Source organism: Streptomyces sp. NPDC090798 (assembly GCF_044768965.1).
In the GTDB taxonomy this organism is placed as follows: domain Bacteria; phylum Actinomycetota; class Actinomycetes; order Streptomycetales; family Streptomycetaceae; genus Streptomyces.
Window position 1 is genome coordinate 145,529 of sequence record NZ_JBIVXA010000024.1, and the last position, 22,576, is coordinate 168,104.

Here is a 22,576-nt window from a genome sequence, read left to right on the forward strand (position 1 = left end):
CCCCTCTGCGGGGACCCGGCGCCTTGTGGGTCACTGCCTGACGGTGAAGTACTGCCATGCGCCCCAAGTGCTGAGGTTGCCGGTGTCCTTGCTGGTGTGGACGTACTCGGTCCGCATACGGAACTTGCTGTTGACCTCCTTGGTCAGGCTCAGCGTCGCATAGCCGGTGCTCGTGGTGCTGAGCGTGTGACAGGAGGAGGTGCTCTGTGTGTGCCAGGCGCCGCCGTAGTACCGCTGGGTCTGGAATCGCACGCACTGGCCGGCCTTGTCGGGCGTGACCGTGGCGGTCAGCTTGGCCTTGGCGGTGTGGTGGTAGACCCGGTAGAGGAAGCTGCCGTAGTGGGTGTTCCCGTAGTAGCCGTTCAGCGACTCGGACACCTTCGCGTAGGACGGTCGCGGACGCGTTGACGGCCTGGTGGGCGGAGTCACCCGGGTAGGTCGCGGTGTAGGTGTTGGCTCCGCCGACCTGTGGGGCATCGGCGATGCGGAAGGTGCCGTCGGCGGACAACGGCGCATCGGGCAGTGTCACGCCCGCGGGATGGGCCAGGTCGTTCTTGACGACGTGGACGGCCTCACCAGATGGGTACGGAGCCGCCGACAGCTGACCGGAGACGTCCAGTTGGGCCGCCCGGCCGGATGTCGCCGGGGCGGTGAGGACGAGGGTGGGCAGACTCGGGGGCGGGAGCTGCGACGGAACCGAGACCTCGTACCCGGTCGGCCGCGACCGGTTCCCGGCCGCGTCGACCCCGACGACGCTCAAGGTGTGGACACCCCAGGGCAGGGCGGTCGTCAGACTCCCCTTTCCCTCGGCATCGGCCGGAACCCGAGCGGCGCCCCTGCCGGTCCAAGGGCCGGCTCAGGAGGTGGACCCTCCTGAGCCGGCCCTTCGGGTTGTTCGACTTGGCGCCCCTCGCGTGCCACCGATGTGTCGAGCCCCGGCGGCCTGGCCGGCGACGGAGATCCCTACCCGCCGCCCGCCGGCTGTACCGCTCCTGCCATGGGCTCGCTCCCTCCCATGTCCAGCCGGAACGGGGGGTACTTGTCGGTCATGAGGTACGCGTAGACGAGCACTCGCAGCGTCCAGCGGACCAGGCCCATGAGGAGGTCGAACAGACCCCGTGGGTAGCTCCCCGTGAACATCAGGATCACCACCGCGACCAGAGATAGCAGGCCGATGAGCCCGGAGGAGAACGGACTGTAGTGATCGAGGTAGCGGTATGCGCTCCAGCCGCTGCTGATCAGTACCGTGATCACCAGCAACTGTGGGATGACCAGCAGCCACTTGACCAGGACCAGCCCGCGGGACAGCCGCTTGGGATAGGTGACATCGACGCGGATCGGGTAGTCGGGCACGTCCCTCAGAGTGAACGGCGGGTACCTGTCGGTGCCGAGCACTGCGGAGGCGTAGTAATTGACTCGCGTGCTCCAGCGTATGACACCGACATTGAAATCGAAGAGCGGTCGGGGGTAGCTGCCGGTGATGAGGATGCTGAAGAACGCGACGATGCTCAGCAGCAGGAACGCGATCTGCAGGAAGAACAGGACGATGTAGTGCGGGATGGCGAGGATCCATTTCACCAGCCACTTCCATCGGGTGAGCCGGGGATCCAGGGTCGCTTCGACGCATAGGGGATGGGCGGAAGTGAGAAGCATTGCCGCCACGTCCTTTCTTTTGTGGGTAGTGGGAAATGTGTCCCGTAAATCGCATCTCCAGGAATGTTCCGGACGACGCAGGCGGGTCACTTGCTCTCTGTGAGCCGTATCTCAATTAGGCCCCGGCAATCGAATCGCGTCATGCCCCTGGATTGCGTGACAGGAGAACTCGTGACTTGACGGATGGCGGCGGACCCGATAGACGGGACGCGATCATCCGGCCGAGATCCGGCCGGTGCTCCCGGCGAGTCCGTGAAGATCCCGCTTCAGATGCCACGCGGGCGGTGTAGCACGCGGGCGGTACAGAGAGCCGACAGTCAGCAGCGTCTATGCGCGCGTTCGGCCTGGCCGTCACCGATGCCAAGCTGTCGAGCCGCTGTTCTGACGCAGGACGGAAATCTCCATGACTGGACCCGCGCCCGCCCTGAGAACTTTCAGAAATAAAGTGGGCCAGGAGATTTCGATGCGGATCGTTTCCGCCATAACCGCCGCCGTCACCGCGACATACACCAGCATCGCCTGTATGCGGTATGTCTCGGCATAATGGACGGTGAAGAGCGGCCCATACCCTTGGTGTTTCCGCAGGCTCACAAGTTCCGCTGCGGGTCGACCTGGTCTGCTGACGGCCTGGTACGCAAGCGGGCATCCCCTCGGCTTCGCGCTGCCGCTATGGCTGAGCCCGGCCGTCTATCGCGCAGCAGCAATACCCCAGTGCGCCGCTGAATCCTGCCGGGGGCACAGCAAGAAGGGCCGGCTCAGGAAAGGATTCCTCCCGAGTCGGCCCCTCCGCCTGGCGCTTGTGCATCTTCTTGGACACCGCGTCCGGACGGTCCGGGACCAGATGGCCGTACGTGTCCGGAGTCAGCGTCGCGGACCTGTGGCCCAGCATCGCCTGTACGACATGGCCTGTACGACATGGCCTGTACGACATCGCCTGTACAACGGTGACGTCGGCGCCGCCGACGAGGCCCCGTGCAGTGCGACGCGACTGGTACCGGATCGAGTTGGCCCGAACCCCGCCGGCCCTGCAACTTCCCTCCGTTCGGGGCATTTTGGCAAATCCGGGAGGCAGTTGGCACACTATTGACCCTTCGGGTTCGGATGGTCCGGAGCCGGTGGCGAAAGCTGGGGGCGGGGATGGCGGACAAGGCGGAGATGGGGCTCGCCGCGGCGATCGAAGAGCTGCGCGAGCAGCTGTACACCGCGCAGGACAAGGGTGCTGATCAGCAGTTCGGCTTCGAGATCGAAGAGGCGCAGCTCGAGCTGCTGCTGGAACTGCGCAAGGACAACAAAGTCGGCGGAAAGTTCCACTTCGGCGTGGTCGACGCCGGCCTGGACCGGACGACCGCCTCCGCCCGAACGCACAAGCTGACCCTGAAGCTCAAGATCAAGGATCGGGCGGCCGGCGGCAGCAGCCCCGAGATCAGCCATGAGGAAGCCGGCTCCCGGGACTACCACTGAGATGGACCCGCGCAGGCTGGTCGACATCCGCGCCGGAGACGGCGAGCAGAAGCAGGGACTCGGCAGTGGCTACCTGATCGCCCCCCGCCTGGTACTCACCGCCCGGCACGTCACCAGGCGGCAGGACTCCGGAGTGCAGTGGCCATACATCGACGTGTACGTCGGCCTTCCTTCCTCCGGTGCCATCGAGTACCGGCGGGCGAAAGTCCGCTGGACTCATCCCACCGGTCGCGATGTCGCCCTCCTGGAGCTCAGCTCCGAGGTGGACGTGCCCGGACAGGTGCTGTGGGGCCGCGCCGGTGGAACGTCCACGCTGTCCTACGGCGGTCTCGCCTTCCCCCTCGCGACGCGGACGGCCGACGGGCACCGCAAGGTCGAGCAGCTGCGCGGAGCCCTGCCCCCGCTGGCCGGCGGTCGCGGTGTCCATGACCTGTATGTCCTGGACCAGGACACTGCCCCCGGTGACCGCTCGGACGGCAAACAGGCGTGGGCCGGTGCCTCTGGGGCCGCCGTCTTCTGCGACGACCACCTGGTCGGTGTGGTCATCCACGACGACGAGGCGTTCCGGAACCACCGCCTGCATGCCTGCCCCACCCACACCTTCATCTCGGACGGCGAGTTCACCGACCTCCTGCGCGAGCACGACGTCGTGCCGCCCGCTGCCCTCACTCTGATCAAGGCCGGTCCGGTTTCGGCTCCGGCCGCGGCGCCGGGCCCGCGGCTGCCCTCCTGGCTCTCCCCTCTTCCGGCCGACCCGTCGAGCATGTTCGTGGGGCGCGAGGCAGAGCTGCGTAACGCGCGCTCCCTGGTGTCGGGGGGCAGGGTCATCTCGGTCGTCGGTCCCGAGCACACGGGCAAGTCCGCCTTCATCGAACGGCTGGTCGGCGACGAGGACTTCCGTCGCGCACTTGGGGTCAACCGCCCCTGGGCGCTGCTGGAGATCGATGTGCCCGGGTGCGGCAGCCGGTTCCCCATGTCCCGGGCGCTGGCCACGCGGCTCGACGCCAACCTGTTCACGGTGGAGGAGTACGGCGAGGACACGACCTCCACGGAACGCAAGATCAAGCACATGCTGAGCACCCTCTCGGGCGCCGCGCACGGCCACGACATCGTGACCGTCATCGACTGCGCCCGTTTCGGGGAGGACACCGCTGATCTCGAGGCCGATCTCGACGAGGTCCTCGGCAACTTCGCGTTCCGGCGATCGGTGGTCCTGATCGCCAGCGTGACGCATCTGCCGGCCAACGGGGGCCAGCAACTGCGCCACATGCCACCGGTCCGGCTCGGCCCGCTCACCCGGGAGGAGGCCACCGAGCTCCTCTCGTACGAGCTGGGCGAGCGCCAGGTCCGCGTGGATGCCCACCAGGTCATCGACGAGGCCGACGACAGTCTCGTCCGACGGCCCGGGATCCTTCTGTTCGGCGTCGACCAGCACGTGAGCCAGTACGTCGACAACGGCCCGCACGACGCCGAACCGGTGGCGGTCGCCGTGGACCTTCTCGACGCCTGCCGCATGACCATCACCAAGGTGTTCGAGGAAGCCGGATGCCGGCTGCTCGACGACTCGGGTTCTCCCGGCGCCCTCGCCCCGCTCATCATCTGGGCGATGGCCGAGCGCCTCCCGCTGCCGCATGACGTCCTCGTCACCGCCGGTGTCGGCCCGGCACCGATCCAGCGGCTCGCCGCCCACGGCGTGCTCCTGGAGCGGCAGCCGTCCGCAGGTCCACCGGGGTCGCCGCACTACGAACTGAGCCGCGCCACCCGGGAGGCGCTGCGGAACATGACGCTCGTCGCCCTGGGCGTCGACGTGGGCCGTCGTCTTCAGCCGGCGGAGGCCGTCGCGCTCGGTCCGGCCGCCCGTGACCCGGAGCTGCTGGACAGGACGCTGCGAGAAGGCGCGCTCGGGGTCTTCGAGGCCGCCCGCTCCCACTTCGAGGACGAGGAGGGCGACGACAGTCACCGGTCGCTCCTGTTCGCCGTGGAGTGCGCGGCCAGCTGGCTGCGGGCCCGAGCCGGCGGCCTGTTGCCCCGGCTGAGCCTGCAGGTGGAGGAGATCGCCAACACGCTGGACGTGGAAGCGATCGTCCTGCCGGTCGAGCCGAGCGCGCACCGGGAGGAGGAGCCGGCCCACGAAGTCGCCGCCGCCGTCAGCGGCAACGGCAACGGCAACGGCAACAGCAACAGCAACAGCAACAGCAACAGCAACAGCAGTCCGAACGACGGCTACGAGGCCCTGTACCGGGCCGTGTCGCAACTGAACGTGAGGATGCGCGAGCCGGTGACAGCGCAGGCCGAGGCCCGGTTCGTCGCGGCCTGCGAGCAGGCCGTGGACGCCCTGTGCGGCTGCGCGCCCGGCCTTCCTCCGCAGATGCTGCGGTCGATCGACAACGCCCTGTTCTTCGGTAGACGCCGCTACGGGTCCGACGCCGACATGTTGCGGATCCGCGCCGGTGCCGCCGCGGTGCTGAGCGAGGACGCCCAGCAGATCGCCAAGGGGCGGGTGAGCCGGCTCGCCTGGACCATCTCCTGGCTGCTCAACACCGCGGACCTGCAGCTGGACGGACAGCAGCTGGCCGAAGGCCGCTCCAGCGTCGGACTCGTGCACGACCTGCTGAATCTGCTGCCCCCGCCGAACACGACCGGTGGTGAGGCCACGCAGCTCGGCCTGCGCATGCGCGCCGCCCGGGCCCGGGCGAGGACGGTCGACAACGAGCCGGAGCGGCTGGCGGCGTTGGCGGAGGCCGTGGACCTCGGCCGCGTGGCCCTCGAGCGCTGCGCGCCCACCACGGCACTGCGGCATCTGTGGACCCGGCGCTTCCTGGAGGCGGCAAGGCACCACGCGCTCGAGCTGCGGACGGACGAGGAACGGTCCGCCATGGTGGGTCTCGTCATGGAGAGCCTCTCCGGCCCGTACGGGCCGCAGACGGCCTGGGGGCTGCCCGTCCGCCTGACCGTCGCCAGGTTCCTCCGCAACATCCACCGGCGCCAGGCCGATCCGGCTCTCCGGCTGGACGGCGCGAACGCGGCAATGGACCTGCTCCAGCCGTACCGTGACGCCCTCATGCAGCAGACCGAGGTCGGCGACGCCAGCGGGCTGCTTGAGCTCGCCCGGACTGTCGGGTTCAAGGCATGGGCGCTGGAGGAGAACGAGCGTCTGCGCGAAGCCGTGGTGGAGGCCAGGAGAGCGGAGCGGTACGCCGTACAGGCCGTGGACAGTGCCCCGAGTGCCCGCGCCTACCGTGTGTGGCTGGAGTGCCTGCGCCATCGCGAGCGGCTGGAGTGGGACCCGGAGGACTCGGCCACGCAGCGGGACCTGCGGCGCGCGGTCAGCAGGACACAGGAGTGGCTCGCCACCCAGGAGGCCAGGACCAGGCATCACGCACAGCTGGCCCGGCTGTGCATCGTGGAGGAGTGGCACCTGCGCGGGCGCAGCCTGTGGCGGGCGGCAGTCGAGGCGAACGACGGGATTCCCATCGTCCGGCTCGATCTGCTGCAGCGGGTCTACGCGGAGCGGGTCCGGACTCTTGAGGGCCACGAGAAGCGGTACGGGCCGACCATCGGCACGGCCGAGCTGCGCAGCGACCTGGAACGCGAGTACCAGCGCCTCCTGACGGTGCACCAGCCCGGAGCCGGCAAGGCGGGACGGCGCGTCGACAACGGCCCGGCCTGGGCCGTCCTCGACCGGGCGGAGAGCTTGTGGCCGCACAGCACCGAGATCCGGCTGGCCCGGGCGCGGCTCCACCGCTACCTGTGGGAGTACGCCGAGGCGGCCGCGATCCTGGAATCGGTGATCCGCAGCACCCGCAGCGGGCAGGAGCGGCGCCAGGCGCAGATAGACATGGCGGATGTCCTGCTCCGCCATGTCCGCTACGGATCGCCGGATCCGTCAGAGCGCGAGGCGGCGCTCGAGCGGGCGGCCGCGCAGCTGGTCGAGCCGCTGGACCATCGCTTCCAGTCACAACGGGTGGCCGTACTGCGCGAGCGCGTCCGTCTGGAGTCGGGCGCGTCGGTCGACCAGGAGCACATTGATGCGGCGTTCGAGGAGCTCATCAGCCTCGACTACGCGACGAGCATCGGCAGGTACCTGCACAGCAGGCGCTACGCGCCCGCGGAACCGGACGACGAGGACGGGGGCAGCGGACCGGACGACGAGCCCCAGGACCTCACGCAACTGCTCTACGACAACTTCACCGACATCGACCTCATCGACGGGCTCGGGCAACTCTATCTGCGGCAGGCCGAGCTGTGGGGCGCCGAGGACACCCCGGACGCGCGACACGAAGCCGCCGTGGCCGCGCGGCGGGCGTACGACTGCTTCGACGCGTGCCGGGTGCTGCTGGAGGCGCGGTTCGGCAAGGAACACCTGGTGAACTGCTTCCAGCGGGCCGAGGCCATCCGGCAGGCCGCCCAGCTGGCCGGAACGGCCAACCCCCTGCCCTGGAAGCCGGAAGGCAAGCCGAGTTGGCTGAAACTGGCCGTCGATTTGTTCCAGTCGGCCGCCGGACGTTCCGTGGGTACGTTTCGCGTGCTGTGCCTCGGACGCATCAAGGAGGCACAGCACCTGCTGAACCGGCTCACCGACTGATGGGCGTTCCGTCGAGCGGACAGCACACAGCACACAGGCTGACCATCGAGAGTCCCGGCTGAGCCTGAGTACGGGGTGGCGGCGGATGTGTGCCAGTCACCCGGCCGCGACGCTGAGGGTCGGCCCGGCGATGGACATGTTGCCGGTGAGCTGGGCGACCTGTGAAACGGTCACGTTCTCGAAGGTGATGGTGCGGGTGGGAACGGCGGAGTGGGAGAGCCACGGGGGCAGCGCGTCGGGCGTGACGGTGACGCTGCGGTCCGCCGGGAGCGGATCGCCGCCCAGTCCGACGAGTGTGCCGGACAGCTTCCGGGTGTACAGAGTCACCACGTCCTTGCCCTTGACCGTAGATGTGGTCGCGGGCTTGGCCCGCAGGCGCATCGCCGCGCGGCCGCGGCCCGCGGTCAGGTCGAGGTCGCCGAAGTCCAGCGACCGTGCGGTGAACTTCAGCACCCGCTGGGACCCGGCCGCGGTCCGGACGGTGACCACGCCGCGGAAGGCACTGTCGTGGAGCACGAGTCTGTCGGCGCGCAGCACCCAGAGGACGTTCGCCGGACGGTCCGGCAGTGGGGCGACCGGCTTACCGGCAGCCGCTGGTGCCTTGGACGTGGGGATGGAGCCAGGGGCGAGCAACGCCTTCGAAGCCGCTGGTGTGGCGAGCTGCGGGACCAAGGACAGGGCGGCCACTGCCAGTGCGCAGGTGAGGGGCCGCAGCAGTTGGCCGGCCGAGCGGCCGGGCACCGCACTGCTCGGATGGCAGGGCTCGGAATCCGGCCCGCTTGCCGCACAGTCGGTCGGGGCGTCACCTGCCACCGTGGTCCTCACTCGCGGGGATGGGGGTTGACGCACGGTTCGCCTCGGGCCGCGAGTCGGCGGCGCCCGTCGGAGGAATCCAGGCACAGGCCAGGGATCCGCCGATCAGGCCGGAAGTCAATCCGATGAGGAGGCCCCCGAAATTGGCGACGGGAAACGAGATGAGGGCAAGCAGAATGACCGTGATCCCTGCGAATACGCGCGCCTGCTGGTGGAACCAGAGGGAGACGGCCAGGGCCACGAGCAGAACCCCGATGATCAGCGACCCCGCGCCGGCCGAGGTCGACAGGGCCAGTGGGATGGCGCCGAACTTCAAGTGCGCGTAAGGAAAGTAGATGATGGGCAAGGCCGCCGCGAAGGTGAACAGTCCTGCCCAGAAGGGACGTTCGTCCCGCCAGGTCCTGAATACTCGTCGGGCGTCGGTGGCGGCGACGCGCAAGTCCCGGCGTCTGCCGGATCGTTCGAAGAACACGTGGGCTTCCATGGTGTTCGGCGGGCGGGAGTGTGCGGCGAGCGGGCACGAAAGGCGCGTGTTGCGTGCCGATGGGTCAGAAGCACTCGTGGCGGCCTTGCCTGAGCCGCACGTCGAGGTCCGGAACGTTGAACGTGGCGGCCGAGACTGCGACCGTCGTGAAGCGCACGTCACTCAGGAAGGCCGAATCCGCCTGCTGGGCAAAGCCGTTGGGATCGAAGAACCGGGATTTCCTGTCCTCCCGGCTGATCGGGCCCTTGCTGACCGCTCCCGCCGCCACACCGATGTCGAGGTCGTTGAAATTCGCCTGTTTGCTCGACAAGGAGGTCGCGTCGAGGAACAGGTTCTTCGCCTCGACCCGGCGGCGTTCGCCGCCGGTGACCCTCAGCGTGTACGGGCCCAGGACCGGGATCGTGACCACCACGGACTGGCACAGCCCGCTGATCTCCGCATGGCTGGCCCCGGTGACGAAGACCGGCACGAGGGTGCCCTTCCTGGTCACGTCCACCAAGCTGTAGATGCTCAGACCACGGACGTCCAGAGTGTCCAGGGCCACCTGGAACTTCTGGCCGGAGATGAGGAACGACGCAGCCAGTGCTCCTTGCGCCATGCCGACACCGAGGGCCGCGACGGCCAGGGCGCTCGGGACGAGAACGCCGGCGAAGCGCTTCCAGGAGGTCCTGCCGGCGCGGTGCAGCATCCCGTCTCCTCCAGTCATCAGGTGGGCCCGCCGATGCCGGACAGGGGTGGGCGACGTCCCTTTCCCTAGTGGCGGATCCTAGGCTTCCGGGCGCGGCAGCCGACGGCACGTCAGGTCGGCCGAATGGGTGATGCGGTTTCCGTTGCGGCATCCGGATGACGCGCGGTGCAGTGGCGCCGTCGTTGTCTTCGAGCTGACGACAGGCATCGCGGCCTCGGCGACTCCGGTGGAACCTGCGTTCCCAGGTCCCCATGCCGTTCCCCCGGCTGCGGCGTCGCCCTCCCCGAACCGCCACCGGCGGGCGGTGGGACCGCCGTGCTGTGCCAGGGGACCCCGCGGGCCTGAGGTGCGTGCCGGGAAGAATACGGCTCGGCCGGGTCTTGTCCAGATCATGAAGGCAATCGTGTACACGAAAGGCGGCGGCCCTGAGGTGCTGCGCCTGACCGAGCGTCCCCTGCCGGAGCCGGGACCGGGCGAGGTGCGGGTACGGGTCGGGGTGTCCGGGGTGAACCCGACGGACTGGAAGTCGCGCACGGCCGGCCCGCAGGGTGAGGGCGAGCAGGTGCCCAACCAGGACGGCGCCGGACTGATCGACGCGGTCGGGGAGGGTGTCGACCCGGCCAGGACCGGTCAGCGCGTCTGGATCTGGGAGGCCGCCTGGCAGCGTCCGGGCGGCACGGCGCAGGAGTACGTGGTGCTTCGCGAGGAGCAGGCCGTACCGCTGCCCGACCACGCCTCCCTCGACCTCGGCGCGAGCATCGCCATCCCCGCGATGACGGCCCACCGCGCCCTCACCGTGCGGGACGGCGGCCCGGCCCGGCTCGGCCCCGGCGCGCTGCGCGGCCGTACGGTGCTGGTCGCCGGCGGCGCGGGCGCGGTCGGCAACATGGCGATCCAGCTGGCGCGCTGGGCGGGGGCGACCGTGGTGGCCACCGTCAGCAGCCCGTTCAAGGCGTGTCTGGCCGAGGCCGCCGGCGCGGACCACGTCGTCGACTACAAGGCCGAGGACGTGGCGGCGGCGATCCGCCGGGTGGCCCCGGACGGTGCCGACATCGTCGTGGAGGTCGCGATGGCGGCGAACGCGCGGCTTGACGTCTCGGTGACCGCCCAGAACGGCGCCGTCGCGTACTACGACGACGGCGCCGAGGTGACACTGCCCCGCTGGACCTTCTTCGGCAACCTGCGCTTCCAGGGCGTGCTCGTCTACACCATGCCGGCCGAGGCCAAGCGGGATGCCGTCGCCGCCATCACCGCCGCCCTCGCCGACGGGGCGCTGCGCGTGGGCGAGGAGGCGGGCCTGCCGCTGCACCGCTTCCCGCTGGAACGCACCGCGGACGCGCACACCGCGGTCGAGAAGGGAGCGGTGGGCAAGGTCCTCATCGACGTGTGAGCCCAGCGCCTGCTCAGGCCGTCCGTCCCTCGTCGGCCTCGCTACGCATACCCGTGCACAGAGCCCAGATGATGAAGATGTTGACGGCGACCAGCGTCAGGGCCCACAGGGGGTAGTACGGCACCCACAGGAAGTTGGCGATCGCGCCGAGCCCCGCCACGGACACACCGAAGAAGCGCGCCCACAGCGCTCCGCTGAGCACGGCGCATCCGGCAAGGACGATGACGATGCCCAGAATGAGGTGCACCCAGCCCCAGCCCGCCAGACTGAACTCGAACACGTAGTGACGCGTCGCGAGGAACAGGCCGTTCTTGGCGATGGCCGCGATTCCTTCGAAGATCGCCATCGCACCACCGAAGATCATCAGTGCGGCCGCGAGGACGGTGGTGTTCGACGTGGGCGCATGCCATGGGCGCGGGTTGGCACTGGCCGTTCCGGGTCGGACGGCGTCACCGGCCATGTCGGCCTCCTTGGGTGGCAGGGCCATCCGGTCAGCCGAGCTCCCGGAACGGCGTGATCCCCCTCAGCCTGGCACGACGGCACTGCGTCGGCATGTCGGAGAGCGAACGGCCGTCAACAGGTCCTGACCCGCAACGGCGGTCACTTCGCGAACGGCGGGTCAGGAAGACCGTGGCCGGCTCAGGAGGGGTTTCCTCCCGGGCCGGACCTTTCTGTTGTTTCGGTCAGCAGAACGCGGGCGGGATGCTCTGCTCGTACTGGAAGACGTTGCGGGGGTCGTACTTCGCCTTGATCTTGCGCAGCCGGTCGAAGTTGGGTCCCCAGTAGGCGGTCTCCCAGTCCTGCATTCCGATGTTCGGCACGTTGACGTAGGCGCCGTCCACGTAGGGCCGCATTGCCTGGCTGAACTCGGCGATCCAGGCCTGGGCCTGCGGGGTGAGTGGGTCGCAGACGCCTGGCTGTCCTGTACGAGGCCCCCAGCCGGCGCCTTGCTCGGAATAGAACAGCGTGTCGCGGTGCGGGAACGACGTGCCGCCGCGGGGCTCCTTCCTCACCGCCCCGCCGAAGGCCTGGGTGAAGAAGTTGCTGTCGTCCGTGGGGGCGTCTCGCATGAATGAGGCGACAATACTGATCGCCTTCTTCGGGAACGGTTTGCTGGAGAACTGTGAGAAGAACTTCCAGTTCCCGGGCTCGGCGCTGGTCGGAATCTGGAATCCCGCGTATACGTCGCCCCAGTTACCGACCTGTACCGAGACACTGGGATTGCCGACCGACAGGATCGGAGCCAGCAGCGCCTTCACCTCTGCCGCCGACCCTTCCGCGAGAACCCCGAACAGCAGGGTCTGGTTTCTGTGGATCTCGAGCTGGGTTCCAAGGCGTTTGTCGGCGAACAGCGCCGTACGCTGCCATGCGTCGAAGACCCCATGGAGATCCCCGATGCCTTCCCATGTCGCCTGCAGATAGGCGACGCTCTTCAGTGGAGACGCCTTGTAGGTGAGCGAGGTGACGATGCCGAAGTTGCCGTTTCCCGCTCCGCGGAGCGCCCAGAGCAGGTCCGAGTTGTTCTTCAGATCCGCCTTGATCACCTTGGCGCAGTCGGCACCCGACGGCACGACGACCTCAGCCCCCGTCAGGCTGTCGCAGGCCATGCCGAGGTAGCGGACGAGGAAGCCGAGGCCGCCGCCGAGCGTCGCACCGGACAGGCCTACGGTGCCCTCCGTACCGGTCGTCACCGCGAGGTCCTTCTTCGCGAGTGCGGTCACCCCTTCCAACTGGTTGAGCCCGGCGCCGAGGACCGCGGTACGAGTGGCGGTGTCGATGTGGACCGACTTCAACTCGCTGACGTCGATCACGATGCCGTTGTCCACGTTCGACCAGCCCTCAAGGCTGTGGCCGCCGCTGCGCACCCGCAGCGCGACGTTGTTCTGCCGCGCCCACGTGAGGGCGTTGACCACGTCCTGGGTCTCCTGGGCGTAGACGATGACCAGCGGATAGTGAGAGAAGAGCTCGTCCCAGCCGAGGCTCGCTTCCGCGTACCCGGCATCCTCGGGATGGACGATGCGGCCGGTGAGTTTCGCCGACTTGCATTTCGCGTCGCCGGCCGCTTCGGTCGCGGCGCTCGCGCCCGGAGCTTCCGCGGCGGCGACACCCGGGAGAACCACCGCGCCGGCGCCGGCGGCCGCCGTCGCCTTGAGCAGGCCGCGACGAGAATAATCGTGCATGGTCCGTATCCTCTCGACCGGACTGCGCCAGTATTCGAATAAGGCGAATCTTGTCCGCCGGCTGGCGCGTGACATCCTTTGTGGACAGTCCTTGGGACCCGCACAGTAACAACGGCGATCCGTGCCCGTTTTGCCCGACACGCTAATCGAGGAAGCCGGCGGCATACCAAAGGAGGATATGTGCGAGCGGGCATGAATCAGCATGCCGCCAATTCCGGGTATGCGGATCCTCTCAGCCCGAATCCACCGACTCGATTTCTACAGATAAACAGACGGACGGCCCGGGTGGGGAACCCGGGCCGTCTCAGAGGTGAATTTCAGGGACAAAGCTCAGGGGCAACTCTCGGAGGAAGGAGCCCCGGTGCGGCGGTGTGGCGTCAGCCGCGGTGGCTCGCCCGGGCGAGGGCGGGCACGAAGCGGAGGGCGTCGACGGTGCCCACGCCGGTGGCCATGTCGTAGCCGTTGACGGCCTTGTAGCCGGTGACACCTTCATAGGTGTTGTTCGTGCCGTCGTTCACGTCGACGATGCCGGCGCTCTTGTCGTGGTGGGCGGAGCGCTGGGAGAGGCCGTACAGCGCCTCGTTGATGTTGCCCACCCGGTGGCCGGCCGCCTGGTCGGCGAGGGCGATGATGCCCGAGAAGAGCGGGCTGGCCTCACTGGTGCCGCCGGTGACGTCCCACCCGGTGGCGGTCGGGTCGTAGCTGGAGTAGATCCAGGCACCGCCGTTGACCGCGGCGGCCAGCGACACGTCCGGGGTGCCGCGGCGGGCGCCGACGACGTTCTTCACGCCGTTCTGGAAGGCCGGGCGGGAGAAGACGTGGGACTGGCCGCCGCCGCCCGAGCCGTAGTCGTTGTAGACGCTGTCGGGCTTGACGCGCTGACCCTTGTCGTTCAGGTGGAGCTGGGTGCCACCGATGGAGGTGACCAGCGGGTCCGAGGAGGGCCAGGAGTTGACACGCTTGTTGTAGTAGCCCTTGCCGTCCGCGGTGCTGTCGGTCGCGCCGCCGTCACCGGAGGAGGCGAGGACGGTCACGTGCTTGCGGTTCGCGTCCTCGAAGGCGTAGCGCAGCTTCTTGATGCTGGAGAAGTCGCCCTTGTCGAAACCGGGGAAGGTGTTCTCGGTGGCGCCGAAGCTCTGGGTGATGACGTCACCGACGCCGTGGTCGATCAGGTGCTTCTCGGCGTCCATCATCTCCGGCAGACCGGTGGTGCCCTCGGTCTCGGCGACCGCCGTCTCCACCAGGACGATCTTGGCGTCGGGCGCCACGGCGTGGGCCATCTCGACGTCCAGGGTGGTCTCGCCCGCCCAGCCGGTCATGTCCGAGTTCTTGGGGTCGAAGACGGGAACCTTGCCCCACTTGACCACATTGACCTTGGTGCTGCGCAGACCGAACTGCTTGCTGTAGACGTCGAGGTCGTGCTGGACGGTCGGGGAACCGTACGAGTCGACGATGACGATGGTGCGCCCCTTGCCCGTGATGCCCTTCCGGTACAGCGCGTTGAGGTCGTACGCGGTGCGGTACTGGAGCGGGTTGTAACAGGCGATGTGCCACTTGGCCTGGCACTGCTCGCTGGAGAGCGGGCTGGCCACGTCGTGGACCAGGGTGTGTCCGGCGAGGGCCGGGACGGCCTTGGTGTGCGGTACGGCGGCGGGTGCGGCGGTGGTGACGCCGGCCAGCGGAGCGGTCGCCAGCGCGGCGACGGCGAGGGCGGCGGTGACGGCCGTGGAAGCCGCGACACCGCGCCCGGTACGGGATATGTGCATGAATCCCCCTGGGTGGTCCTGAGTTGCAAGGAGTGGTCTCCGTGCATCTCATCGAGTGAGACATGCACAGGACAAGACCATTGAACTGTCGATGCCGAACCCTTTACCCAAACAGCACCTCCGGCGCGAACGCCCTGCCTGGCCAGCACGTTCACGGCGCGCGGACGAAGCCGACGCCCGTACGGCCCTCGCAGTCCGCTCATGGGGCCTGTCCGAGGAGCTACTTCATGCGCGAAGGCGGCGACGCGGGCTCGCTGGGTGGGCAGCCAGGCGGCGATCACCTGGGGGTCGCGGTGGTACCACCACGTGAATCCGAACTCCTCCCAGAGGAGTTCGGTCGCCCGGTCGAGGGCGAGGCGGACGAGCCCGGCGTCCGTCTCGGAGCCGGGAAGTCCGGCCATGTGCTCCAGCCACGGCTCCAGTTCACCCGTCGCGTGCGCGATTCCCGCCAAGAGGTCGGAGATGTCCGACGGCGACCGACCGTCGACCAGAGCGAGGGCCGGCAGCGGGCGGAAGGCCTCCTCCACCACGGCACGTTCGGGCGCCGGCCAGTCGACGAACCTGGCCCCGTCCCGGCCGAGATGACCGATTCCGCGGACGGATCGACGCCGTGGCCCTCCGACCCCAATAACGCAGCGCACGCGGCATGAGCCGGTCGAGTCCGGGAGGTGACGCGTACGGACGAGGTCAGGAGAAACGGCCGTGGCACGACCTACCGCGGGGACTCCGCACAGGGGGACCCGGCGAAGAGACGGACTCTACTCGTCAGGAGCGCGGCGTCGGCGGCTGCGGGCCGAACGCGGCAGTGTTCAGCGAGCGCCGCATGGCCAGCGCGATCGGCCGCTCGACGAAGCGGTGCACGAGGTACGACAGGACGATCAGAGCGGTGACCGTGGCCACGACCAGCGCCGAGGGGTCGATCCGGTCGCCGTAGTGGTGGGCGACGGTCATCCCGATCGTGTCGTGCAACAGGTACAGCGGGAAGGTCATCGCGCCCGCGACGGTCAGCCCGCGCCAGCGGATCCGGCGGGTCCCGCCGAGCGCGATGGCGCCCATCAGCAGGAAGAACACGGTGGTCACGAGGATCAGCCAGCCCCGCCACGGCGACCAGGTGGCCCAGTTGACGCGACCGCCGTGGGGCGCCAGCAGGAAGTGCAGCGCCAGCAGCCACGACATGGCGACGATCCCCCACAGCAGCGGCGTCGGCCGGTAGCGGTGCATGAGGTAGAAGGCCATGCCCGCGATGAAGTACGGGGCGGACGTCGGGTTCACGATCAGCGTGAGCAGCGGGATGTGGGCGCTGGGCGCCAGCACCGCGGCGACCGTCCACCACCCGCAGAAGATCACCACCCGCTGGTGGGTGAGGCCCTTCCACACCACGACCGCGAAGGTGAGGTAGAAGCAGAGTTCCGGCCAGAGCGTCCAGTAGACCGGGTCCAGGTTGGCCACACCGAGCGGGGTCTGCAGCATCGTGAAGTTCGCGAACAGCACCCGCGGGTTGGGGTGCCCGAACGGGGTGTCGGCGAAGTAGATGACGCACATCGACACCACGATCGCGATCCAGTACATCGGGTACAGACGGGTGACGCGTGAGATGAAGAAGTCACGCGGGGTACGCCCCCACGCGCTCATGCAGATGACAAAGCCGCTGATCAGGAAGAACAGGTCGACGCCGAGCCGTCCGAAGGCGAAGTAGCCGTGCGACTCCGGGAAGGTGCTCTGGTACGGGCGCCCCCAGACGACGACCATCGCCCCGGGGGTCTGGCCGACGAAGTGGAAGAGGACCACCGACAGCGCCGCCAGGAATCGCAGCCCGTCCAGCGCGGCGAGCCGGTCCTTGCGGGCGCCCGCCCTGACCGGGATCACCCGTGGCGCGGGGGCCGTATGCGGCAACGGCGCTTCCTCCGCGACCGCCGCCTCGAGCCCCTGTCTCGTGGCCACGCCGGCCAGTCCCCTGCGATCATCCGCCTGGGTCATGCGTCCCCCGTTCCAGGGTCGTCCTTCTATTAACGGACAGGCCGCGGGAGCCACCGATCACGTGCCCGACGGTCAAATGACAAGGTTGCCGGATTTGTGCCCTTCAGGGGTGGATGACGGCGCCGCCGAGGCCCACGGATGGCGCGTACCCACAGTCCACCGCGCAATACGGGCCTATCGGTGTGAGCCAGGCCGCATGCGACGGGGCCGGGGGCGGAGCAAGGCGGAGCAGGGCGGAGCAGGGCGAGGGAAGCCCGGGCGCGGCGATCGCCCTCCATCGCCAGGCCCTGCTTCACCACCAGTTACTGTCGCCGCTCACCGAATCCAGCTACGACAGGGCCTAGAGCAGGCCCAGGTCGCCGAGTTCCTTGTGGAGGTCGGCGCGTGGGCTGTCGGCGCGGGGCTGGAGGGCGCCGCGGGTGGTCGGGCCGGTGCCGCCGCCGGAGTGGGTGTCCTTGGCGGGCCGGGGGCGTCGGTCCCTGAAGAGCCAGGCCCCGACCAGGCCGCCGACCAGGCCCCCGAGGTGCCCCAGCCAGCTCACCCCCGGCGTCCCGGGCACCGCCACGGTGAGCATGTAGGCGAAGGAGGCCGCCATGACGACACCGATCAGCGTGTCGATCAGGTGCCGGTCGAAGAGTCCGCGCACCACGACATAGCCGAAGTACCCGAAGATCAGGCCACTGGCGCCGACCGTGTCCACGTTGCCCTGCTCGAGGAACCAGACCGTAAGACCGCTGGTCACCACGATGAGCAGGCTCAGCCCGAGGAAACGGACCACTCCCCGGTAGGCGGCGAGGAATCCGAAGACGAACAGCGGTCCCGAGTTGCTCTCGATGTGTGCCCAGTTCCAGTGCAGGAAGGGTGCGGTGACGATGTTGGGCAGCGTGCCGGTGTCGCCGGACACCACTCCGTAGTCCCGCGAGAGTGCGTAGTGGTCGGCGAAGTTCGCGAGCTGCGCCAGCCAGATCAGCGCCAGGAACCCGAACATCACGAAGAACGCCTTCCGCGCCTCCGCGATCATCTGCTCGGGACCCAGCGGCCCCGTACCGACCCGATCCCGCTCCGCCCCACCCATGGCACGCTCCCCTCCCCGGCGGATCCACATCCGCTCCACGACCACACCCCCAGAATGCCAGCAGCCACCGGGCCCGGATCCCCACTGTCCGGGCCGGATTGTTGACGATTTTGTGTACCCATCCTACGGTCGGTAACCATCTCCAAGGAGAGCCGAGAGCTCAGGGAAGCCCGAGGCGCTCCAGGAGCTCGAGACCGAAGGAGTACGTACGTGCCCCCAGCTACCGGCAGTGCCAAAGGCAGCGGCGCCGCGGCCAAGGAGCAGGCCCTCGTCGCGCTGCGCAGGGCCATCCTGGCCGGTGACATGGCGCCAGGACAGCGCCTGGTCGAGGCCGAGTTGGCCGAGCAGTTCGATGTCACGCGGGCCAGTGTGCGAGCCGCGCTGGTCGATCTCGCCGCCGACGGTCTTGTGGAGCGGATCCGCAACCGCGGGGCCCGGGTCCGTACCGTGTCCGTGAGCGAGGCGGTGGAGATCTACGAGTGCCGCATGGTGCTCGAGGGGCTGTGCGCGGCCAAGGCCGCCGAACGGGTCACCGATGCGCAGAGCACGCAACTCCTCGAGCTCGGCGAGCAGTTGCGTGCCGCCGTCCAGGCCGCCGAGCCCCTGAAGTACTCCGAACTCAACCGCCAACTCCACGACTTCGTCCGGGACATCTCCGGCCAGGACACCGCCGCCGAACTCCTCACCCGTCTGAACGCGCAGATCGTCCGCCACCAGTTCCGGCTGGCCCTGCAGTCCGGGCGCCCCCAGGTCTCCCTGGGCGAACACCTCGCCCTCGTCGAGGCCATCACCGCGCGTGATCCGCAGCGCGCCGAGGCGGCCGCCCGCGCTCATGTGGCCAGCGTCATCGAGGCCCTGCGCGCCGTCGAGGGGTCCGGGACGGGCAAGCCCTGACCTCAGGGGGACGACCGGAAGAGTGCCCGTTGGCCGGACACGGGCTCTCGGCCCCAGAGGGACCGAGTGCCCGTCGGGCCGCGTTCCTCACGCCCGCCCGACCACCCCGTTGAACGGGTCAGTTCTGGTACGTCTTGTTGCGGCCGGGGCCGCCGGACAGGAAGTCCTTGCCGGCGCCTCCGTGCAGGACGTCGTTGCCGCTGTTGCCGTACAGCCTGTCGTCGCCCGCGCCGCCGTACAGGGTGTCGTTGCCGCGGCCGCCCTGGAGGAGGTCGCGGCCCGCGTTGCCGTACAGCTTGTCGTCGCCGTCGTCGCCGAACAGGGAGTTGTCGCCGCTTGTGCCCGACAGGCTGTCGTTGCCCGCGCCACCGTGGCACTCGGCGCTGCAGTCGATGAGGGTGTCGTTGCCCGCGCCGCCGTTCGCGCCCTCGTCGTAGACCCCGCCGCCTCCGGAGAGACGGTCGTTGCCGCCCTGGCCGTAGAGGACGTCGACGCCGTGGCCGGTCAGGGTGTCGTTGCCCGGCCCGCCGTAGATCCTCGTGTTCCCGCCGCTGGTGTCGCTGGTCGTCGCGGTGTCGTTGCCGTCTGCGAGATCGACGATCAGGGAGTCGAGGTCGGACGCCGAGGTGTTGGGCTCCGTGACCGTGCAGACGGCCTTGGTGTCGTCGCCGCCGGCCGGGCGGACGCAGCCCGCGCCGAGGGAGATCTTGACGGTGTCGTCGAAGGTGTAGATGAAGTCGCTCAGCTGGGATCCCGGGTCGGTCGCGCCGAGCGCCCAGGAGATGGACAGATGGTTCGTCTGACCGGCGGCCGCCGTGTAGTACAGCTTCTGGCCGACGACGACCGCGGTCGCGCTCTTGGCGGGGGCGGCGTGTGCCGCGGGGGCGGCGACGGTTACGGCCACGGCGGCGGTGGCGAGCGCCAGCGCCCTCGGCAGAGCGGTGATGCGGCGACTGAACATGATCGGTTCTCCTCCACGGGGCCCGATGGGCCCAACGGGGCCCCAGGGGCCGATGAGGTCCGCGCGTATGTCTGTGCGCGTGTGGTCATCCCGTTCGACGACGTCCTCCGAGGGGGAGTTGTGGCCGCCGTCGCACAACCTTTCGGGGTTCAGAGTGAGTTCACTTCTGGTTGCTTCTGTTGTGGTGTGGATACTTCCGGGTGTTGGCGGGGGCTCGAAATCAGCAGTGTCGCCGCGACCGATGTGACCGCCATCACCGTCATCGCCGTTCCGGGCGAGGTGAGTTGGGCGATCGTTCCCGCCAGCGCCGCGCTCACCCCCTGCATCGTGAGCATGCCCGAGGAGTGCAGTCCCAGGGCGTGCCCGCTCAGCTCCTCCGGGGTCAGGGCCATCAGGCGTTCCTGCTGGATCAGACTCGCCCCGAAGCCGACCGAGGCGAGGGCGACCGCGCCCGCCGCCACCGCCACCCCCGGCCCCAGCGCGAAGGGCAGATACGGCGCCGCCAGGAGCAGCAGGAACGGAACGCCCAGGCGGCCGCGGACCGCGGGCGGGATGAAACGGCCCGTCGTCACATCGCCCACGAACATGCCGAACGCCGCGAAGGCGAAGAGCAGACCCGCCCGGTCCGGGGCGTACGACACGTACAGGGACTCGCAGCCGACGATCAGACCGTTCGGGATCCACAGGAGCAGGTACGTCGTCCGGCGCGGGGGCGAGGACCACAGCAGCGCGTTGGTGCGCCAGGTCCGCGCGATCGAGGGGCGGCCGGTGGCTCTCGGCGGCCGCCGGGTCATGCCGAAGCGGGTGACCAGGGCCGCCGCGAGATACAGGGCCGCCGCGCTCGCCAGGGTGATCCTCGGCGAGAGCACCGCCACCAGGACGCCGCCCGTCGCGTAGCCCGTGATCTGCGCGAGGCCGGCCACCATGTTCATGACCGAACGGCCCAGCAGGAACCCGTCCTTGGACAGGACCTCGTTCAGCAGACCCCAGCGGACACCGCCGCCGAGGGACGAGACGAGACCCAGGACGAAGATCAGGGGGAACAGCCCCCGGACCGGAAGTCCCGGCGTCGCCATCACCGCCGTACCGACGGCGAAGGAGAGGGCGATGGCCGTCATCGTGGCGCGCGGCGCCAGCCGGTCCGCCGCCGACAGCAGGGTGGTCGCGCCGACCACCTGCGCGAGCTGGGGTCCGAACATGCTCACCGCCGACAGCAGCGGCGAGTCCGTCGCCTCGTACACCAGTGTCCCGACGGCCAGGCCGCCGATCGTCGAGGCCGCCGCGTTGAGCGCCGCGGACAGGAAAAGAGGGGTGAACTCCCGGGTGCGGAACAGGTCGGAGTAGCTGCGCATGCACGGAGTCTCGGGCGGCGCCGGGCGTGGTCGTTATTGTTTCGCGGAGAAGCGAAACCACGCGGGGCGAAGGCGAGCCACAAGGGGCGAGGCGAAACCACACGGGGCGACGGACAGCGACAGAGAGCGGCGGTGGGAGGGGCGGATGGGCTGGTGGCAGATCAACGCCGACACCCTCGCCCGCACCCGTTTCGTGCTCTCCCCGCTCGCCGAGACCTTCGCCGCCGTCAAGCTGTTGCACGCGCGGACGGCCGCGCACCCTGGGGAACGGGCCTGGCGTGACGCCCATCTGCCCGCGTACGCAAGGCGGCTGGCCGCCGACCCCGTCACCGCGCTGCTCATACGGTCCGGGCTCGGGCGGGACTGGATCGCCGACTTCCTGACGCCGACGCCGCGCGGCGAGGCCGACTTCGAGGAGGAGGTCGCCCGGGTGCGGGAGGCGTCGGCCGCGGACGCCCGCGCCCACCTCACCGTCTCCCTGGCAGGGCCGCTGCCCGCCGCCCTGCGCCGCGACGACCTCCCGGAGCGCGCCGCGGACCTGCTCACCTACGTCTGGACCGAGGCCGTACGCCCGTACTGGGACCGGCGGCGGCGCGTCCTGGAGGCCGATGTCGTCGCCCGGACCGCGCAGTTGAGCCAGGGCGGCTGGGCGGCGGCCCTCGACGCGCTGCGGCCGGGTACGCGCTGGCTCGGCGACAACCGGCTGCAGGTCAATGTCCACGAGTACCCGCCACGCGAGATCTCCGGCGCCGAGCTGGTGTTCGTACCGGTCACACCGCAGCGGCACGGCTGGGTGTCGTGGGAGGAGCCGGACCGGTACGCCGTCGTCTACCCCTGCTCGGGCGTGCTCTGCGACACCGGGCCCGGGACCGTGCCGGAGAGCCTGGGCGCGTTGCTCGGACCCGCCCGCGCCGGGGTCCTCGTCCTGCTCGACTCCCCCATGAGCACGACCCAGTTGGTGGCCCTGACCGGGCAGGGTCTCGGCTCGGTCGGACGCCATCTGAAGGTGCTGCTGGACGCCCGGCTGGTGCGGAGGGGGCGGGCCGGGCGGTCGGTGCTGTACTCCCGTACACCCACCGGGGAGGTACTCGTCAAGGCCCAGCGGGAGTAGGTCCGGTGCCGCTGGGGCCTGTCCGGCGGATCAGGTCGGAGGAAAGCAACGGCGCCTCATAAGCGCGTCTCCGGCATGATCCGCCGGACAGGTCCTAGTAGTGCTTCGTTACGTTGAGTGATCTCGGCTGATCGTGGGCAGCTTCCCGGAGTGAGGTTGGGGGAAGTGGACCGGCTCCGGGGCGAG

Annotated in this window: 18 protein-coding genes; 5 read left to right on the plus strand and 13 right to left on the minus strand. The window is 69.3% G+C overall.

The window, feature by feature from the left end:
* Positions 1-30: 30 nt before the first annotated feature.
* From ACIQTP_RS37930 to ACIQTP_RS37940, 3 genes are all read right to left on the minus strand, one after another.
* Complete coding sequence (locus ACIQTP_RS37930) at positions 31-378, minus strand: hypothetical protein (protein ID WP_403408524.1); 348 nt, start codon at positions 376-378, stop codon at positions 31-33.
* A gap of 585 nt (positions 379-963) precedes the next feature.
* Complete coding sequence (locus ACIQTP_RS37935; protein WP_403408526.1) at positions 964-1,653, minus strand: DUF4389 domain-containing protein; 690 nt, start codon at positions 1,651-1,653, stop codon at positions 964-966.
* A 351-nt stretch (positions 1,654-2,004) separates the two neighbouring features.
* Positions 2,005-2,169, minus strand: a complete 165-nt coding sequence (locus ACIQTP_RS37940) for a hypothetical protein (protein ID WP_403408528.1) — start codon at positions 2,167-2,169, stop codon at positions 2,005-2,007.
* A gap of 621 nt (positions 2,170-2,790) precedes the next feature.
* Here ACIQTP_RS37940 and ACIQTP_RS37945 point away from each other — a divergent pair.
* Both ACIQTP_RS37945 and ACIQTP_RS37950 read left to right on the plus strand, forming a co-directional pair.
* Positions 2,791-3,114: a trypco2 family protein gene (locus ACIQTP_RS37945; RefSeq protein WP_403408530.1), complete on the plus strand. Its 324-nt coding sequence runs from the start codon at positions 2,791-2,793 to the stop codon at positions 3,112-3,114.
* Position 3,115: 1 nt separating this feature from the next.
* Complete coding sequence (locus tag ACIQTP_RS37950) at positions 3,116-7,699, plus strand: trypsin-like serine protease (RefSeq protein ID WP_403408532.1); 4,584 nt, start codon at positions 3,116-3,118, stop codon at positions 7,697-7,699.
* Positions 7,700-7,795: 96 nt separating this feature from the next.
* On the opposite strand, the gene ACIQTP_RS37955 is transcribed toward ACIQTP_RS37950, so the two are convergent.
* The 3 genes from ACIQTP_RS37955 to ACIQTP_RS37965 form a co-directional block, all read right to left on the minus strand.
* Complete coding sequence (locus tag ACIQTP_RS37955; protein WP_403408534.1) at positions 7,796-8,512, minus strand: hypothetical protein; 717 nt, start codon at positions 8,510-8,512, stop codon at positions 7,796-7,798.
* Positions 8,502-8,984, minus strand: coding sequence for a DUF6114 domain-containing protein (locus ACIQTP_RS37960; protein ID WP_403408536.1), 483 nt, complete (start codon positions 8,982-8,984; stop codon positions 8,502-8,504). Before ACIQTP_RS37960 ends, ACIQTP_RS37955 begins: the two co-directional genes overlap by 11 nt.
* A gap of 76 nt (positions 8,985-9,060) precedes the next feature.
* A complete protein-coding gene (locus ACIQTP_RS37965; protein WP_403408538.1) occupies positions 9,061-9,684 on the minus strand; it encodes a DUF6230 family protein in 624 nt (207 codons plus the stop codon).
* A 391-nt stretch (positions 9,685-10,075) separates the two neighbouring features.
* Here ACIQTP_RS37965 and ACIQTP_RS37970 point away from each other — a divergent pair, with 391 nt between their 5' ends.
* A complete protein-coding gene (locus ACIQTP_RS37970; RefSeq protein ID WP_403408540.1) occupies positions 10,076-11,074 on the plus strand; it encodes an NADPH:quinone reductase in 999 nt (332 codons plus the stop codon).
* A 13-nt stretch (positions 11,075-11,087) separates the two neighbouring features.
* Here ACIQTP_RS37970 and ACIQTP_RS37975 read toward each other — a convergent pair whose 3' ends face one another.
* The 5 genes from ACIQTP_RS37975 to ACIQTP_RS37995 form a co-directional block, all read right to left on the minus strand.
* Positions 11,088-11,438: a hypothetical protein gene (locus tag ACIQTP_RS37975; RefSeq protein ID WP_403408567.1), complete on the minus strand. Its 351-nt coding sequence runs from the start codon at positions 11,436-11,438 to the stop codon at positions 11,088-11,090.
* A 319-nt stretch (positions 11,439-11,757) separates the two neighbouring features.
* A complete protein-coding gene (locus ACIQTP_RS37980) occupies positions 11,758-13,254 on the minus strand; it encodes an FAD-binding oxidoreductase (protein ID WP_403408542.1) in 1,497 nt (498 codons plus the stop codon).
* Between the two features lie 377 nt (positions 13,255-13,631).
* Positions 13,632-15,020 carry a S8 family serine peptidase gene (locus ACIQTP_RS37985; RefSeq protein WP_403408544.1) on the minus strand — a complete coding sequence of 463 codons (1,389 nt, stop codon included), beginning with the start codon at positions 15,018-15,020 and terminating at the stop codon, positions 13,632-13,634.
* A gap of 765 nt (positions 15,021-15,785) precedes the next feature.
* Positions 15,786-16,961, minus strand: a complete 1,176-nt coding sequence (locus tag ACIQTP_RS37990; RefSeq protein ID WP_403408546.1) for an acyltransferase family protein — start codon at positions 16,959-16,961, stop codon at positions 15,786-15,788.
* Positions 16,962-17,337: 376 nt separating this feature from the next.
* Positions 17,338-18,072: a rhomboid family intramembrane serine protease gene (locus ACIQTP_RS37995; RefSeq protein WP_403408548.1), complete on the minus strand. Its 735-nt coding sequence runs from the start codon at positions 18,070-18,072 to the stop codon at positions 17,338-17,340.
* Positions 18,073-18,282: 210 nt separating this feature from the next.
* On the opposite strand from ACIQTP_RS37995, the gene ACIQTP_RS38000 reads away from it, so the two are divergent.
* Positions 18,283-18,966 (plus strand): GntR family transcriptional regulator, encoded by a 684-nt coding sequence (locus ACIQTP_RS38000; RefSeq protein WP_403408550.1) that lies wholly within the window; start codon positions 18,283-18,285, stop codon positions 18,964-18,966.
* 118 nt (positions 18,967-19,084) lie between these two features.
* Here ACIQTP_RS38000 and ACIQTP_RS38005 read toward each other — a convergent pair whose 3' ends face one another.
* Positions 19,085-19,927 (minus strand): calcium-binding protein, encoded by an 843-nt coding sequence (locus ACIQTP_RS38005; RefSeq protein ID WP_403408552.1) that lies wholly within the window; start codon positions 19,925-19,927, stop codon positions 19,085-19,087.
* Positions 19,928-20,076: 149 nt separating this feature from the next.
* The gene (locus ACIQTP_RS38010; RefSeq protein ID WP_403408554.1) at positions 20,077-21,279 is read right to left on the minus strand and encodes an MFS transporter; all 1,203 of its coding nucleotides are present in this window, start codon (positions 21,277-21,279) and stop codon (positions 20,077-20,079) included.
* A gap of 145 nt (positions 21,280-21,424) precedes the next feature.
* Here ACIQTP_RS38010 and ACIQTP_RS38015 point away from each other — a divergent pair, with 145 nt between their 5' ends.
* Positions 21,425-22,390, plus strand: coding sequence for an ArsR/SmtB family transcription factor (locus tag ACIQTP_RS38015; protein ID WP_403408556.1), 966 nt, complete (start codon positions 21,425-21,427; stop codon positions 22,388-22,390).
* Positions 22,391-22,576: the final 186 nt, after the last annotated feature.

Coding starts and splice junctions, on each gene's coding strand:
- ACIQTP_RS37940 (WP_403408528.1), bottom strand. CDS start 2,169: ATGCTGGTGTATGTCGCGGTGACGGCGGCGGTTATGGCGGAAACGATC.
- ACIQTP_RS37975 (WP_403408567.1), bottom strand. CDS start 11,438: ATGATCTTCGGTGGTGCGATGGCGATCTTCGAAGGAATCGCGGCCATC.
- ACIQTP_RS37945 (WP_403408530.1), top strand. CDS start 2,791: ATGGCGGACAAGGCGGAGATGGGGCTCGCCGCGGCGATCGAAGAGCTG.
- ACIQTP_RS38005 (WP_403408552.1), bottom strand. CDS start 19,927: ATGTTCAGTCGCCGCATCACCGCTCTGCCGAGGGCGCTGGCGCTCGCC.
- ACIQTP_RS38015 (WP_403408556.1), top strand. CDS start 21,425: ATGGGCTGGTGGCAGATCAACGCCGACACCCTCGCCCGCACCCGTTTC.
- ACIQTP_RS37985 (WP_403408544.1), bottom strand. CDS start 15,020: ATGCACATATCCCGTACCGGGCGCGGTGTCGCGGCTTCCACGGCCGTC.
- ACIQTP_RS37935 (WP_403408526.1), bottom strand. CDS start 1,653: ATGCTTCTCACTTCCGCCCATCCCCTATGCGTCGAAGCGACCCTGGAT.
- ACIQTP_RS37965 (WP_403408538.1), bottom strand. CDS start 9,684: ATGCTGCACCGCGCCGGCAGGACCTCCTGGAAGCGCTTCGCCGGCGTT.
- ACIQTP_RS37950 (WP_403408532.1), top strand. CDS start 3,116: ATGGACCCGCGCAGGCTGGTCGACATCCGCGCCGGAGACGGCGAGCAG.
- ACIQTP_RS37970 (WP_403408540.1), top strand. CDS start 10,076: ATGAAGGCAATCGTGTACACGAAAGGCGGCGGCCCTGAGGTGCTGCGC.
- ACIQTP_RS37995 (WP_403408548.1), bottom strand. CDS start 18,072: ATGGGTGGGGCGGAGCGGGATCGGGTCGGTACGGGGCCGCTGGGTCCC.
- ACIQTP_RS37980 (WP_403408542.1), bottom strand. CDS start 13,254: ATGCACGATTATTCTCGTCGCGGCCTGCTCAAGGCGACGGCGGCCGCC.
- ACIQTP_RS38010 (WP_403408554.1), bottom strand. CDS start 21,279: ATGCGCAGCTACTCCGACCTGTTCCGCACCCGGGAGTTCACCCCTCTT.